This window comes from Corynebacterium halotolerans (assembly GCF_050107895.1).
GTDB lineage: Bacteria > Actinomycetota > Actinomycetes > Mycobacteriales > Mycobacteriaceae > Corynebacterium > Corynebacterium halotolerans_B.
The window spans coordinates 35,363-48,966 of the sequence record NZ_JBNILW010000008.1 but is presented as its reverse complement, the minus strand read 5'-3'; the positions used below and the strand labels follow the sequence as shown (position 1 = coordinate 48,966).

Below are 13,604 nucleotides of genomic sequence, written 5' to 3'. Positions count from 1 at the left end.
GGAGACAAGACGGGGCTTAACACCCCGCTCAGCTGCAGTTCCGTGAGACTTTCCCATACGTTCCGGAGAAGAGGGCGCAGCGCAGCTTTCATCCCCTGCCTTACCCTGCTTCGTGGCCCGCGGCCTGCACCGCCTGCCCCGGACTCAGCTCCGGACCCAGCGGCAGCAGACGCAGCAGCTGCCAGGGCACCGGGGAGGGCTCCGTCGGGAGACCGAGGACAGCCAGTTGCTCCGGACCTGGCACCACGTGCACGGTCCCGGTCTCCGACACCACCCGGTACCCGGCGCCGGTGTCGACGACCAGGGAACCGAGCCCCGGACCGGCGTAGGTGGTGGCCACGGAATCCCCGGGCAGAGCCACTCCCCCGGGGTCAGCGGGGAGGATGCCCGGGGTGCCGGCTTCCCCGCTGACACAGAGCACCTGCTCCCCCGGATCCAGCCACTCCGGCTCAGCCTCGGGCAGGTGTAGAGGGGCCGGGTCCGGGTCATCAGCCCGCAGCGCCAACTCGGTGCGCGGCACCTCCTGCACGGGGCTGCCGAGGTCAGCCAGGATCTCCCGTTGCAAGGGGGTGACCGGTGTCAGGCCGGTCTCCTGCTCCAGCCAGTTCCCGCCGGCCGACTGCAGGACGGGTGGGGTACCCGGTGGGACAGTGACGGCGGGGAGCTCGGCGATCACCCGCAACACCTCAGGTAGCGGTTCCCACACCGGGGTCCCGCTGTAGATCCCGAGGCGACGGCGGACCACGCGCCCCTCGGGGCTGTCCGTCACCGGCAGCAGGCGGCGACCGGCCGCGGTGACCAGGTGCTCCCGCCCACCGGATTCCGCCAGCACCGCCTGTCCCGGGGCCAGCGGTGCCGGCGCACCGTCTTCCCGCACCACCACCGTCACCTGATCGGCCCCACTGTCATGGCACACGCTCCAGGTCAGGTCCGGCGCCGGCTCCGCCGGGAGGACACCCGGCGCGCCCGGTATACCCAGCGGTGTCCCCAACGGCTGGGAGAGCAGGATGTCATCGGCGATGCGTGCCGGCTGGGCGGCTTCTCCGGCAATCAGACGCGCGGAGGCCAGGTTGCCCACCGGGTGCAGGGTGTCCTCGACCCGGACGAACAGGGCTCCGGAGTCCGCGCGGAGGATCGGCGCCTCCCCCGGGTCCGCCGCGGGACGGATGAAGGCGAGCAGCCCGGCCCCCAGTCCGAGCAGCACCAGGGCGGTGATCCCGAACAGTAGGGCGCGCCGTCGCCGGGCCAGGGGGTCATGGATCATCCGCAGATCCCCGAACACCAGGGCGTGCTCCACGCGGCGCTGCAGAAACTTATGCCCCGAGACCTGCGCCCGGGTCGTCGGCAACAACATATCCGACATGTTCGGCACCCCTCCCCCTGGCACGCGGCCAGGCTCCACCAAGGCCACGGCCCCTTCCGGTCCGTCGCATGAGACTACGTCCCATCTGACTGGTGGAAGGGGCCTGTCGGTTCCCGGGGCGGGAGGTTCCCCGGCTGACCGGCACCTACTGGTTGACCGGCACCTGGACAATCGGGTAGATGATTGGCTCGGCGACCTGCCCGGTGACCGGGTCATCCGGGTCGGGGCCGCCCAGATCCGGTTTGGTGGGTCGGTGGAAGAAGGGCTCATCCGCCTCCGCCGGGGAATCCGCCCGGCCCAGCTCCCCCTTGGTGGGCACTGATCCCAGCGGAGTCGGGGAATTGCCCGGCTCCCGCATCTGCGCCAGTTCCTCGTCCGTGAACGCCTCATTGACGGCGAAGATGGAGACGTTCTGGTCCAGGTACACGGCCGTGAGCCCCGGGGCGTGCCACAGCCCCTCAAGCAGGGCCAGGTTGTTTTCCTGGAAGCCCCAGAAGTTTCCCGGGGAGACGTAGAAGAAGTTCACGCCCAGTTCCTCGGCGGCCCGGTCCACGTGGTTGGTCTGGAAGGGATCGCCGTGATTCCCGGCTCCGATCAGGTTGCCGTGCCAGTAGAGCATGTTGGTGGCGTCATCCGGTCCGGTGGTCGGCCACTGGTAGTGGCGGTTGACCGACGGGAGCGCATTGTAGGCGTACATCCAGCCATGGCCATCCGCTGGTTCTCCCATGATGGCCCCGTCATAGGCGTGGGGCTGCTGGGCCAGCCAGTCGAAGGCCGCCAGGTCCACGTCGGAAACCATCCGGTTGTTCCGGGCCGCGGTGATCGACCAGTCGGCGCCCTCGGTGAGGTTGCGCTCGGAGTAGAGGACGGTCACCCCGGCCATCACCAGCGCCAGGATCACCGAGCAGACGCCGGAGGCCAGAGGCCATTTCTTCAGCGGGGCCAGGCAGATCACGCGGATCAGGACGGCCACGCCGACGGCCGCGGCTGCGAACAGGAACATCGCCACCGGCATCACCAGCCGGTGTGCCGTGGAGTAGTGCAGGCTGCCGATGATGTTGAGCCACTCGCCCCAGGAGGCGGCGAAGGGTTGCAGGGCGTTGACGGTCAGTGCCACGCTGACGAGGTAGAACAGCGGAGCCCAGAGGTTGCGGCGCCAGACCACCAGCGCCAGAGCTCCGAAGGCCCCCAGCACCAGCAGCGCGGTGGGGTTGAAATCGGGGAAGGCGTCAGTGTGCCGGGTGAGCATCCGCACGGCCTTCGACCAGGCTTCGGCGTGGGTGATGTCCTCCTCCGCGGAGAAGGCGGCCACCTCCTCGGTCTGCTCGGCGCCGGACAGGATCTGCGGCAGCAGTACCACGACCCCGAGGATGCCTGCCCCGGCGAGGACACCGATGTCGCGGAGCCGGGTGCCGACGGCGCCGGCCACGGACCGGGCTTTGCGGGCCGGGGACCACACCAGGTGGCACAGCCACCACAGCCCCACCGCGAGTACCACGATCGTCGCTGCCGAGGGATGCAGCTGGGTCAGGCCCATCAGGGATACGGCGGCGGCGAACGCTGCCATCGGCCGGTAGGGCACGACCATGAACAGTGCGATGACGATGCCGGCGACCGCGACTGCCGCCAGGTAGGGCCAGGCCCCCACGTAGTGGCCGACCCAGAACAGCACCGGGGAACCGAAGACCGCGACACCGGCCAGGCCAGCGGCGATCTGGGCGGTTAGCCCCCGGTTATTGACCAGCCGCCAGGCGATGAGCGCGACAGACAGCGGCAGCGCCATCCCGGCCAGCACGATGGCGGCGTAGTTGATCGCCGCCAGGGTGGAGACTCCGGCGATGTCGCTGAAGAGCCAGGTACCCGCGTGCCAGGCGGTGGGATAGTACATCTCTGCCTGGGTCTCGTAGTTCTGCAGCTCACCCATGCGGGTGGCGGAGGCGATGCCCTCCTCCTCGATGAAGCGCACCACACTGGCGTGCCAGTGCACGTCCCAGCCCTGGAAGATGTTCTCCATGCCGTGGGCCGTCCCCGAGATCAGGGTGATGCCACGGGAAATGAACAGCCACATGCCGAGCAGCACGCCACCGGCCGGCAGCAACCACACCGGATCCAGGAAACTGCCGGTGCGCCAGTCCCCGTGCCACCAGGACCGCTCCGGGCCCGCCGGCGGGGCGGGGGTCGCTTCGTCCACCACCAGGGCGGACCGGACGGTCAGCTCAGCACCGGTTCGGGAGGCGATGGCCCGTTCACCCGCGGTCAATTCGGTAGCCCGCGCCGCAGCGGCCGGAATCACCGCGTCGGCCACCGGCCCCTCCTCCGCGAGGGGCGTGCGGTGGCGGACCGTGAAACGGCGGTAGCTGAGGAAGGCCCCCCGCCAGACCAGCGCGAGCAGGAGCAAGATCGCCCAGACCACGGCGACGGTGCCCACCGTGAAGCGCGCGTCGGTCTGGCCGATCAACCAGGCGGCGAGCCCGTAGATCCCGAAGGTGACGGGGATGGACGCGGCAACCGCCCAGGGCCCCTTGAGTCCGGACAGCCAGTTGAAGATCAGACCCGGCACCGTGAAAACGAGGGCCGCCACAATAACGGCCTGATAGGTATCCATGTCCCCTGCGGTTACCTTCCTCATCCTGTGCGCTATCCGGGTATAGAACGCCTAAGAGTGTAACCGCCTGGGGGCCTCCCGCCCGACTGCGCCCCGCCAGCCACCCCACTTTCCGCACCGGGCACCCCTGGCGGTTGCCACCCTCACAGTTCGTCGCGGCTGCGCCGACCCCGCGTGGCAGCGGCCCTGTCCGCCAGCTCCGCCGGTGCCGGATAATCCACTCCGAGCAGGGTCAACCCCTTGGCCGCGGCCACCGGCACCTGCGGAGAACGGCTGCGCTCGGTGAGCAGCCCGGCGGTGAAGTCTTCCCGACGGCGCCCCTCCCCGACCACCAGGCAGGCCCCCACCAGGGACCGCACCATTGACCAGCAGAAGGCGTCGGCGACGACGTGCGCCTCATAGAGCTCCGGCTCAGCCGGCGTGGAGATGTCCCGCCAGGTGAACTCCTGGAGTTCCCGCACAGTGGTGGCGTGGGGTTTGGCCTTGCAGAAGGCGGCGAAATCATGCAGGCCGACCAGGACGTCCGCGGCGGTCTGCATGTCCGGCAACGACACGGGCTTCGGCCACACGGTGGTATCCCGCACACGGGTCGGCAGAGCACCTGAGGGATGGGTGGTCACCCGGTAGCGGTAGTGGCGGCGCAGGGCGGAGAACCGGGCGTCGAACCCTGGCGGGGCGGCCACGCACCCGTGGATGCGGATGTCGTCCGGCAGGAGGCGGGAGAGCCGGCGCACCAGCCGGGCCGGGTCACCGTCGATGCTGCGGGTGTGCAGGGCCGCACGCGGAACGTCCACGTGGGCCACCTGCCCGCTGGCGTGGACACCCGCGTCGGTCCTGCCGGCGACGGTCAGTTCCGCAGGGACCCGCAGGACCAGCCCGAGGGCGTCTTCAATGCTGCGCTGCACGGTCCGTAGGTCGGAATCACCCTGTCTGGCCCAGCCGTGGAAGTCCGTGCCGTCATAGGCCAGATCGAGCCGCAGGCGGATCTGCCCGGTCACTGCTCCACCGCCTTCCGCAGTGCGGCGTCGCGCTCCCGCTGCTCCGCACGGCGCTGGCGCCGGCCATCTTCCCGTTCCCGTCGACGTCGCGGTGATCCCTCACGCAGCAACGCCGCCCCGGCGGCAATCACCCAGAGCAGCACCGGATCCACCATGAGCCGGAGGAACAGGCCAAGCGGCGCGGTCCCGGGGCTGAGCAGGAGCAGCACCAGCCCCACGGCGGAGATCCCGAGCAGGATCACACTCACCGGCAGCATCGCCCGCGACAGCACCGGCGCCCGGTCCCGCGGCGGCTCAACCAGACGGCCGAAGCGGAAGCTGGACCAGGCCGAACCGGCCATGGCCGCCCACAGGCCAAGCACCAGCACGGTCAGGCCGCTGAGGTGGAGGACCTGCTGGACGTCATAGGCGACCGCACCCCCGAGGATCATGCCCAGCCCGGCGATCCCCACCCCGACTGCGAGTGGCGTGGCAGCCAGGAGAGCGCGCCCCAGGGCGTCGGTACCCGCCCGGACCAGGAGCACCGCGGCCGCCAGCAGTGCGATCCCGCCCAACACCAGGCCGCCGCTGAACCACAGATGACCCGGGCTGCAGACGAACCGGGTCGGGAACACATCGTCCAGTTGACTGCATTCCGTGGTACCGAGATCGCTGATCACGTTGTATTCCAGCGAGAGGATCCCCTGCCACTGGTAGGCGGCGAGGAACTGCCCGAGATAGCTGAGCAGGCCGCCGAGCAGCAACAGCGCCCCGGCGGTACGGAGTCGACTCAAGAGATGATCCTTTCTGACCCCCGGCCGGTGGTCGGCCGGTGCGTGCGTTCAAGTATAGGAAGCCCCCGGACACGGAAAAACGCAGCTGCCGCACTCCCCCGGCGAATGCGGGGAAGTGCGGCACCTGCGACTTGGCTGGCTGCGGGCCGGGGACCTACTTGTCCTCGGGCTCCTCAGCCTTGACCTCGGTGTTCTCCGGGGCGGAGACGTCCTCGGAAACCTCCGGGGCGTCGGACGGGGTGACCTCGTCGGTGCCCGGTGCCTCGGCCTCGTCAGCCTTGTCGGCCTCAGCCTGCTTGGAGGCGGCGGCACGCGTGGCGCGGGTGGCCTCGGTGCTCACGGTCTCCTCGAGGACGAGGGAGATCTGGGACATCGGGGCGTTGTCACCGGCGCGGTTGTCCAGCTTGATGATGCGGGTGTAGCCACCCTGCCGGTTCTCGAACTTCGGAGCCAGCTCGTTGAACAGGTGGGCAACGATGTCCTTCTGCGGGACCTGCTGCAGCACCAGACGACGGTCGGCGACGGAGCCGGACTTGGCCTTGGTGATGAGCTTCTCAGCGTAGGGACGCAGCATCTTGGCCTTGGCATCGGTGGTCTTGATGGCACCGTGCTCGAACAGCTGAGCAGCCAGATTCGACAGAATCTTCTTCTGGTTGCTCGCGGAACCGCCGAGTCGGGCACCCTTCTTCGGGGTAGGCATTGTGTACTCCTCGTGTACGGATAGATGAGCGCGGGGAGCCCCCGATGGTTACGGGTGGCTCGCCCTAGTCGTCTTACTCGGAATCTTCGGTGTCGAGGTCGATGTAGTCGCCGGTTGCGGCGTCATAGCCCTCCAGGGAGGAGGGATCGAAGTCCTCGGGTGCATCCTTGAGCGTCAGGTTGAGACCGGCGAGCTTGATCTTCACCTCGTTGATCGACTTCTGACCGAAGTTACGGATGTCCAGCAGGTCCGACTCAGTGCACTCGGCGAGTTCACCGACGGTGTGGATCTCCTGGCGCTTCAGGCAGTTGTAGGAACGAACGGAGAAGTTGAGCTCCTCGATCGGCAGGCTGTAGGCGGCGATGTACTCGGTCTCCTGCGGGGAGGGTCCGATCTCGATGCCTTCTGCGGCGGTGTTCAGCTCGCGGGCGAGACCGAACAGCTCGACCAGGGTTCCACCGGCGGACGCGATGGCATCGCGGGCGGTGATGGAGTTCTTGGTCTCGACGTCGATGATCAGCTTATCGAAGTCCGTGCGCTGCTCGACACGGGTGGCCTCAACCTTGTAGCTGACCTTGAGTACCGGGGAGTAGATCTGGTCGACCGGGATCCGGCCGACGTCACCGCTGCCGTTGTTCAGGGCGGCGGGCACGTAGCCGCGACCGCGCTCCACAACGAACTCGATGTCCAGACGACCCTGCTCATTCAGCGAGGCGATGTGCAGATCCGGGTTGTGGATCTCCACGCCGGCCGGGGGCTGGATGTCACCTGCGGTGACCTCACCCGGGCCCTCCTTGTTCAGGTACATGACCACCGGCTCATCCGAGTCGGAGGACAGGACCAGACCCTTGATGTTCAGGATGATGTCGGAGACATCCTCCTTCACACCGTTGATGGTGGTGAACTCGTGCAGCACACCGTCGATCTTGATGCTGGTTACGGCAGCACCGGGGATCGAGGACAGCAGGGTGCGACGCAGCGAGTTGCCGAGGGTGTAACCGAAACCGGGCTCGAGCGGCTCGATGACGAACTTCGAGCGCGCGGAGTCGATGTACTCCTCGGTCAGGGTGGGGCGCTGGGAAATGAGCATGGGACTCTCCTTGGGTGACGACCGCTATTTGACGTCTTGGACGGAAAGGATGGTGAAGATTCCTGCATCCCGGCCGGGGCCGGGCGGCAGTGTTACTTCGAGTAGAACTCGACGATGAGCTGCTCCTGCAGCGGAACGTCGATCTGAGCGCGCTCGGGCAGCTGGTGCACGAGGATGCGCAGGGTGGACGGAACGACCTGCAGCCAGGCCGGGACGACGGCGTCGACAAGGTTATCCTGAGCCTCTTCGAACCAGTTCATCTTCTTGGAACGGTCCCGGACATCGATGATGTCGTACTGGGACACCTGGAACGACGGAACGTTGACGTTCTTGCCGTTCACGGTGAAGTGACCGTGGGAGACGAGCTGGCGAGCCTGACGACGGGTGTTCGCCAGACCTGCGCGGTAGATGACGTTGTCGAGGCGGGCCTCGAGCAGGATGACCAGGTTGTCACCGGTCTTGCCCGAGAGGCGGTTGGCCTCGGCGTAGTAGCGACGGAACTGCTTCTCCATCACGCCATAGGTGAAACGAGCCTTCTGCTTCTCCTGCAGCTGCAGGAGGTACTCGGACTCCTTGATGCGGGCGCGGCCTGCCTGTCCCGGAGGATAGGGGCGACGCTCGAAGGACATGTCTCCGCCGACAAGGTCTACGCGGAGGCGACGGGACTTACGGGTTGCTGGGCCGGTGTAACGAGCCATTGTTGGTTACCTCTTCCTTTCCCTGAATTAAACCCGACGACGCTTCGGCGGACGGCAACCGTTGTGCGGCTGCGGCGTGACATCCGAAATCGAGCTGACCTCGAGGCCGGCGGCCTGGAGGGAACGGATAGCGGTCTCGCGGCCCGAGCCCGGGCCCTTGACGAATACGTCGACCTTCTTCATGCCGTGATCCATCGCCTTGCGGGCGGCGTTCTCGGCGGCCATCTGAGCGGCGAACGGGGTCGACTTACGCGAACCCTTGAAGCCGACGTGGCCGGAGGAGGCCCAGGAGATGACGGCACCGGTGGTGTCGGTGATCGACACGACGGTGTTGTTGAAGGTGGACTTGATGTAGGCGTGGCCCTGGGCCACGTTCTTCTTTACGACGCGACGGCCAGAGCGGCGCGCGCCAGAGCGAGTCTTCGGGGGCATGAGTTACTTCTTCTTTCCGGCGATCGTCTTCTTCGGACCCTTACGCGTACGGGCGTTGGTCTTGGTGCGCTGGCCGCGAACCGGGAGGCCACGACGGTGGCGCAGACCCTGGTAGCTGCCAATCTCAATCTTGCGACGGATGTCGGCCTGGACCTGGCGGCGGAGGTCGCCCTCAACCTTCCAGGTGCCTTCGATCACGTCACGGAGAGCGGAGATCTGCTCATCAGTGAGGTTGTCGGTACGCAGGTCGGGAGAGACGCCGGTCTCCTCCAGAAGCTGCTTGGAACGGGCGGGGCCGATTCCGTAGATATAGGTGAGAGCGACTTCCATGCGCTTATTGCGCGGGAGGTCAACTCCAGCTAGACGTGCCATGCGGCATTACCTTTCCGGTTTTGTACGGTGGTTTTCTCCCCGCTCGCCCCCACCAAACAGCACTTTGCCCGGTCGGATTCCGGACGATGGGCTGAGATTCATGGGGCTGTAGCCACCGTGGCCACAGGTGTGTCAAGCACGCTCGAACCAGTTGCGGTCCGGCGTGCTCAGAGCGGGAAGGCGGATGCTTTACTTGTAGCGGTAGACGATGCGTCCGCGGGTCAGATCGTAGGGAGAAAGCTCCACCACGACACGATCCTCGGGGAGGATACGGATGTAGTGCTGGCGCATCTTGCCACTGATGTGAGCGAGAACCTTGTGTCCATTGTCGAGCTCGACACGGAACATTGCGTTGGGCAGGGGCTCGACAATGCGACCCTCAACCTCGATTGCGCCTTCCTTAGCCATATCCTCCGCATTCCCGGTGCCGGCCGACTCCAGGGTGTTCCGGAGGCCTGACGCGGCACCAATAATTCCACAGCTTGTGCCGGTGCATGTTGTGCACATACACCGTTGGTAGAGCTTACCGGTTGTCCTGCGTCAATGCAAAGAGCGCGAGTTTTTGCGCGGGTTACTGCCGGGCGTGTCGCCCGCGCGAGCACCGCCGCCCCACCTCCGGAAGTGGAGCGTGGGGCGGCGGAGAGCCTGCGGCTCAGTTTCAGTAGATATGGACCATGTCCCCGACCTGCAGGGTGTTGAAGTAGTGGACGGCGTCGGCCTGGTTCAGACGGACACAACCGGCTGAGGTGGTGGCGACGTTGCCCTGGTGGAAGGCGTGGCCGTTGTAGGTGAAGTAGATCGCGTACGGCATCGGGGCATTGTTGAACTCGTGGCTGACCTCGTCCTTGACCTTCCGGTTGACATGGAAGGTGCCCCGCGGGGTCTCCTGCCCGATGCCGCCAGCGGAAACCGGTACCGCGCCATAGCTGACCTCACCATTTTCCTGCAGCCAGGAGCGGCCACCGTCCAGGTCGACACAGACATCGGCCTCCGCCGGGCAGGTTCCGGTGTCGAACTCCGGCGCCGGGGCGGGCCCCGGTGCGGGAGCGGGGGCCGGGGCGGTTCGCGCGGCGATCAGGCCGGGAAAGACCGCGTTGACGGCGTTATCCACGGCGTCCCGGGCGCCGCGGGCGGTCTCCGGTGGTAGGGTGCCGGCCTGATTATGCAGGTTGTTGCGCAATTCCCAGGCAGCGTCACGGGCGTTCTCCTCACCGCTGGCCCCCAGATCCCGGAGCTGAGCTTCAATATCCCCGATATCCGAGGAACCGCTGATCGGCAGGACCGGTGCGGCATGGGCGGTGACGGGAGCGGAGAGCAGGGCGGCGGCAGCGGCACCGGACGAAGCCAGCACGGCGACTCGACGCTTGGTCGCGGAGGGCTTGGCGTGACGAGGCTTATGGGACATATTGCGAAGTATAAACAATGATCCGACTTCCCACGCAATACTGCGCGAACTACCTTTTCTTCCCTTACTTTCGGGGGGTGAGGATGCGCGGCCCCTCGGCGGTCGCCGCCACCGTGTGTTCCCAGTGTGCGGCGTAGGAACCGTCCAGGGTGACCACCGTCCAGTCATCCTCGAGCACAGCGGAGTCCTCGGTACCGAGGGTGAGCATCGGTTCGATCGCCAGCACGGAACCCTCCTGGATGAGTGGTCCCCTACCGGGGCGTCCCTCATTGGCGAGGTAGGGGTCCTCATGCATGGTCCGGCCGATGCCGTGCCCGCCGTAGCCGTCGACGATGCCCAGGTCCACCCCGAACCTGCGCTCCGCTTCCCGGGTCGCCAGCTCCAGAGCATGGGAGACATCAGTGAGACGGTTGCCCGGCACCATTGCCTGCAATCCTTCGTGCAGGACCCACTCGGTGGCCCGGTTGAGCTTGTCCACGTCCTCGTCGATCTCGCCGATGCCGAAAGACCAGGCTGAGTCCCCCACCCACCCGTTGAAGGTGGCGCCGCAATCCACGGAGACCAGGTCACCCGGCTCGAGAATGGTCTCCCGGCCCGGGATGCCGTGGACGATCACCTCATTGACGGAGGTGCAGATGGAGCCGGGGAAGCCCTGGTAGCCGAGGAAGGTGGGGTAGGCGCCGGCCTCACGGATCGTCGCCTCGGCGATCCCGTCCAGTTCGAGGGTGCTCACCCCCGGCTTGGCAGCCGCCTTGACGGCCTGCAGGGTGCGGCCGACGATTTCCCCGGCGGCCTGCATCGCATCGAGTTCGGCGGGACTCTTTCCCGGGATCGGTCGCCTCTTCGAACGAAATGCCATGATATGCGTCTCCTAGCTGTACTTCGTGGTTTTCTGGGACGGGAAGCGGAACGGGACCGGACCTGGATGACAGGTCGCGGTCCCGTGCGGGGCGGAGCGTGCTCCGGAAGTCCTACTTGCCGAGGGCCTGCAGGGCCCGGGCGTTGATCTCGTCGACGGTGCCTTCGGCCTCGATGTCGATGATCTGCTCACCATAGTGATCGATCAGCGGGGCGGTTTCGTCGCGGTAGACCGCGAGGCGGGTCCGGATGGTTTCTTCGTTGTCGTCCGCACGGCCACGGGCCAGCATGCGCTCCACGACGACATCCTCGGAAACCTTGAAGTTCAGCACGCCGTCCAGTCGCTGACCGCTCTCCTCGAGCAGGGAGGAGAGGATCTCCGCCTGCTCCACGGTGCGGGGGAAGCCGTCCAGCAGGAAACCGTCGGCGGCGTCGGCCTCGGCCAGACGGGACTTGACCATGCGGGCGGTCACATCCGTGGGGACGAGCTGGCCGGCATCGATGTACTGCTTCGCCTCGACGCCGAGCGGGGTGCCCTCACCGATGTTGGCGCGGAAGAGATCACCGGTGGAGATGTGCGGCACAGCCAGCTTCTCGGAGAGAAGTGCGGCCTGGGTGCCCTTGCCGGCCCCGGGGGGCCCGAGGAGTACGAGTCTCATTTGAGTAGTCCTTCGTAGTTGCTTTGCAGAAGCTGGCTTTCAATCTGCTTCACGGTGGTCAGCGCCACCGAAACCAGAATGAGGATGGCCGTGCCGCCGAAGGCGGTCATGCCGGCGCTGGCGTTGCCCACCCCCATGTCCATCGCAATGTTCGGCAGAACGGCGATGATGCCGAGGTAGGCCGCACCGACGAACAGCAGACGGTTCATGACGTAGCCCAGGTACTGGGCGGTCGGCCGGCCCGGGCGGATACCCGGGATGAATCCACCGTACTTCTTCATGTTCTCAGCCTGGTCGTTCGGGTCATACTGCACTGAGACGTAGAAGTAGGAGAAGAAGATGATGAGCACGAAGTAGAGCACGATGTACTGCCAGGACGAGGGCGTCTGCAGGTACTGGATCACATTGCGCTGCCACCAGCTGTCCGTGGCGGCGGGGTCCCCCGAGCTGATGATCTGGGTGATCAGCACCGGCATGTACACCAACGAGGACGCGAAAATGACTGGAATCACGCCGGCCTGGTTGACCTTGAGCGGCAGGTAGGTGGAGGACCCACCGTACTGACGACGGCCCACCATGCGCTTGGCGTACTGCACCGGAATGCGGCGCTGTCCCTGTTCCACGAAGACCACGCCGACCACCAGGATGACCACCGCGACCACCACGGCGGCGAAGACGACTCCGCCGGAGTTGGTGAGGATGTTCATGCCGTCGGTGGGAACGCGGGTGGCGATACCGGCGAAGATGAGCAGCGACATACCGTTGCCCACGCCCTTTTCCGTGATGAGCTCACCCAGCCACATCACCAGCATCGCGCCGGAGGTCATCACGATCACCAGGAGGATGAGATCGAAGATGTTCCGGTCCGCGTCCAGCACGGCGATGCCCTGGCCGAGCAGCTGCTCCCGGTCCGCCAGGGCGACGATGCCCGCAGACTGCAGCAACGCCAGTCCCAGCGTCAGGTAACGCGTGTACTGGGTCATCTTGGTCTGCCCGGACTGCCCCTCCTTCTTCAACTGCTCGAAGTGCGGGATGACCACGGTCAGCAACTGCACAATGATCGACGCCGTGATGTAGGGCATGATGCCGATCGCGAAGATCGACAGCTGCAGTAGCGCACCACCGGAGAAGAGGTTGATCAGCGAGTAGACGCTGCCCTCCTCCTGGGTCAGCGACCGCAAGCGGCCACTGATCTGCGCATAATCCACGCCGGGGGACGGGATCTGTGCACCGATGCGGTACAGAATGACCATCGCAAGGGTGAAAAGAATCTTCTTGCGAAGGTCGGCGTCCTTGAATGCCGAAATAATGGCGGACACGTATCCTCCTGGAACTCGCCCTCCCCCGGTGCCCGCCTGCTGGTGCAGTCCGGTCGAGGTCGAGAAGATGTGTAATTCCTATCCTGGCCCTGAGAACATAAATGGGCACGATTGACCTGTTTAGCCTACCAGCCACCCCGCACCCCTCCCACTCCAGTACCGCGACTGTTAGGAGTGCCATACTTTCAGGGGAGGATACGGGGGCCACGTCGGCCCCGTCGTCCGGCGCGCAACGCATTTCCCCGCCAGGTAGCCAGCTGTCGCCGTACAAGGATGGAGTTGCCTACCAGGCTGATACATGGAGCAAGAAAACCGGCCGAGTGACACTCCCG

14 protein-coding genes are annotated in these 13,604 nt (G+C 66.2%); all 14 read right to left on the bottom strand.

Annotation, left to right across the window (positions count from 1 at the left end; translation table 11 throughout):
* Positions 1-100 precede the first annotated feature (100 nt).
* Positions 101-1,363, bottom strand: coding sequence for a type VII secretion protein EccB (gene eccB, locus ACQCVD_RS09305; RefSeq protein ID WP_426823466.1), 1,263 nt, complete (start codon positions 1,361-1,363; stop codon positions 101-103).
* Between the two features lie 145 nt (positions 1,364-1,508).
* Positions 1,509-3,968, bottom strand: a complete 2,460-nt coding sequence (locus ACQCVD_RS09300; protein WP_426823465.1) for a DUF6541 family protein — start codon at positions 3,966-3,968, stop codon at positions 1,509-1,511.
* 143 nt (positions 3,969-4,111) lie between these two features.
* A complete protein-coding gene (gene truA / locus ACQCVD_RS09295; protein WP_426823464.1) occupies positions 4,112-4,966 on the bottom strand; it encodes a tRNA pseudouridine(38-40) synthase TruA in 855 nt (284 codons plus the stop codon).
* Positions 4,963-5,739 carry a DUF998 domain-containing protein gene (locus ACQCVD_RS09290; RefSeq protein WP_426823463.1) on the bottom strand — a complete coding sequence of 259 codons (777 nt, stop codon included), beginning with the start codon at positions 5,737-5,739 and terminating at the stop codon, positions 4,963-4,965. The genes truA and ACQCVD_RS09290 overlap by 4 nt, the downstream gene beginning before the upstream one ends.
* A 154-nt stretch (positions 5,740-5,893) precedes the next feature.
* Positions 5,894-6,439 carry a 50S ribosomal protein L17 gene (gene rplQ / locus ACQCVD_RS09285; RefSeq protein WP_426823462.1) on the bottom strand — a complete coding sequence of 182 codons (546 nt, stop codon included), beginning with the start codon at positions 6,437-6,439 and terminating at the stop codon, positions 5,894-5,896.
* Between the two features lie 73 nt (positions 6,440-6,512).
* A complete protein-coding gene (locus ACQCVD_RS09280) occupies positions 6,513-7,529 on the bottom strand; it encodes a DNA-directed RNA polymerase subunit alpha (protein ID WP_426823461.1) in 1,017 nt (338 codons plus the stop codon).
* A 92-nt stretch (positions 7,530-7,621) separates the two neighbouring features.
* Entirely contained in the window at positions 7,622-8,227 is a 606-nt protein-coding gene (rpsD, locus tag ACQCVD_RS09275; RefSeq protein ID WP_426823460.1) for a 30S ribosomal protein S4, read from the bottom strand.
* A 27-nt stretch (positions 8,228-8,254) separates the two neighbouring features.
* On the bottom strand, positions 8,255-8,659 hold the full coding sequence (gene rpsK, locus ACQCVD_RS09270; protein WP_426823459.1) for a 30S ribosomal protein S11: 405 nt from the start codon (positions 8,657-8,659) through the stop codon (positions 8,255-8,257).
* Between the two features lie 3 nt (positions 8,660-8,662).
* Positions 8,663-9,031 carry a 30S ribosomal protein S13 gene (rpsM, locus tag ACQCVD_RS09265; protein WP_426823458.1) on the bottom strand — a complete coding sequence of 123 codons (369 nt, stop codon included), beginning with the start codon at positions 9,029-9,031 and terminating at the stop codon, positions 8,663-8,665.
* 189 nt (positions 9,032-9,220) lie between these two features.
* A complete protein-coding gene (gene infA, locus ACQCVD_RS09260) occupies positions 9,221-9,439 on the bottom strand; it encodes a translation initiation factor IF-1 (RefSeq protein ID WP_003854422.1) in 219 nt (72 codons plus the stop codon).
* Between the two features lie 250 nt (positions 9,440-9,689).
* Positions 9,690-10,436, bottom strand: coding sequence for a L,D-transpeptidase (locus ACQCVD_RS09255; RefSeq protein ID WP_426823457.1), 747 nt, complete (start codon positions 10,434-10,436; stop codon positions 9,690-9,692).
* Positions 10,437-10,500: 64 nt separating this feature from the next.
* A complete protein-coding gene (gene map / locus ACQCVD_RS09250) occupies positions 10,501-11,295 on the bottom strand; it encodes a type I methionyl aminopeptidase (RefSeq protein WP_426823456.1) in 795 nt (264 codons plus the stop codon).
* Between the two features lie 112 nt (positions 11,296-11,407).
* Positions 11,408-11,953, bottom strand: coding sequence for an adenylate kinase (locus ACQCVD_RS09245; protein WP_426823455.1), 546 nt, complete (start codon positions 11,951-11,953; stop codon positions 11,408-11,410).
* A complete protein-coding gene (gene secY, locus ACQCVD_RS09240; RefSeq protein ID WP_426823454.1) occupies positions 11,950-13,272 on the bottom strand; it encodes a preprotein translocase subunit SecY in 1,323 nt (440 codons plus the stop codon). The genes ACQCVD_RS09245 and secY overlap by 4 nt, the downstream gene beginning before the upstream one ends.
* Positions 13,273-13,604 lie beyond the last annotated feature (332 nt).

What these genes read in the sequence shown, in the direction of transcription:
- eccB (WP_426823466.1), bottom strand. Translation starts at nt 1,363, where the DNA reads ATGTCGGATATGTTGTTGCCGACGACCCGGGCGCAGGTCTCGGGGCAT.
- ACQCVD_RS09300 (WP_426823465.1), bottom strand. Translation starts at nt 3,968, where the DNA reads ATGGATACCTATCAGGCCGTTATTGTGGCGGCCCTCGTTTTCACGGTG.
- rplQ (WP_426823462.1), bottom strand. Translation starts at nt 6,439, where the DNA reads ATGCCTACCCCGAAGAAGGGTGCCCGACTCGGCGGTTCCGCGAGCAAC.
- ACQCVD_RS09280 (WP_426823461.1), bottom strand. Translation starts at nt 7,529, where the DNA reads ATGCTCATTTCCCAGCGCCCCACCCTGACCGAGGAGTACATCGACTCC.
- rpsD (WP_426823460.1), bottom strand. Translation starts at nt 8,227, where the DNA reads ATGGCTCGTTACACCGGCCCAGCAACCCGTAAGTCCCGTCGCCTCCGC.
- rpsK (WP_426823459.1), bottom strand. Translation starts at nt 8,659, where the DNA reads ATGCCCCCGAAGACTCGCTCTGGCGCGCGCCGCTCTGGCCGTCGCGTC.
- rpsM (WP_426823458.1), bottom strand. Translation starts at nt 9,031, where the DNA reads ATGGCACGTCTAGCTGGAGTTGACCTCCCGCGCAATAAGCGCATGGAA.
- infA (WP_003854422.1), bottom strand. Translation starts at nt 9,439, where the DNA reads ATGGCTAAGGAAGGCGCAATCGAGGTTGAGGGTCGCATTGTCGAGCCC.
- ACQCVD_RS09255 (WP_426823457.1), bottom strand. Translation starts at nt 10,436, where the DNA reads ATGTCCCATAAGCCTCGTCACGCCAAGCCCTCCGCGACCAAGCGTCGA.
- map (WP_426823456.1), bottom strand. Translation starts at nt 11,295, where the DNA reads ATGGCATTTCGTTCGAAGAGGCGACCGATCCCGGGAAAGAGTCCCGCC.
- ACQCVD_RS09245 (WP_426823455.1), bottom strand. Translation starts at nt 11,953, where the DNA reads ATGAGACTCGTACTCCTCGGGCCCCCCGGGGCCGGCAAGGGCACCCAG.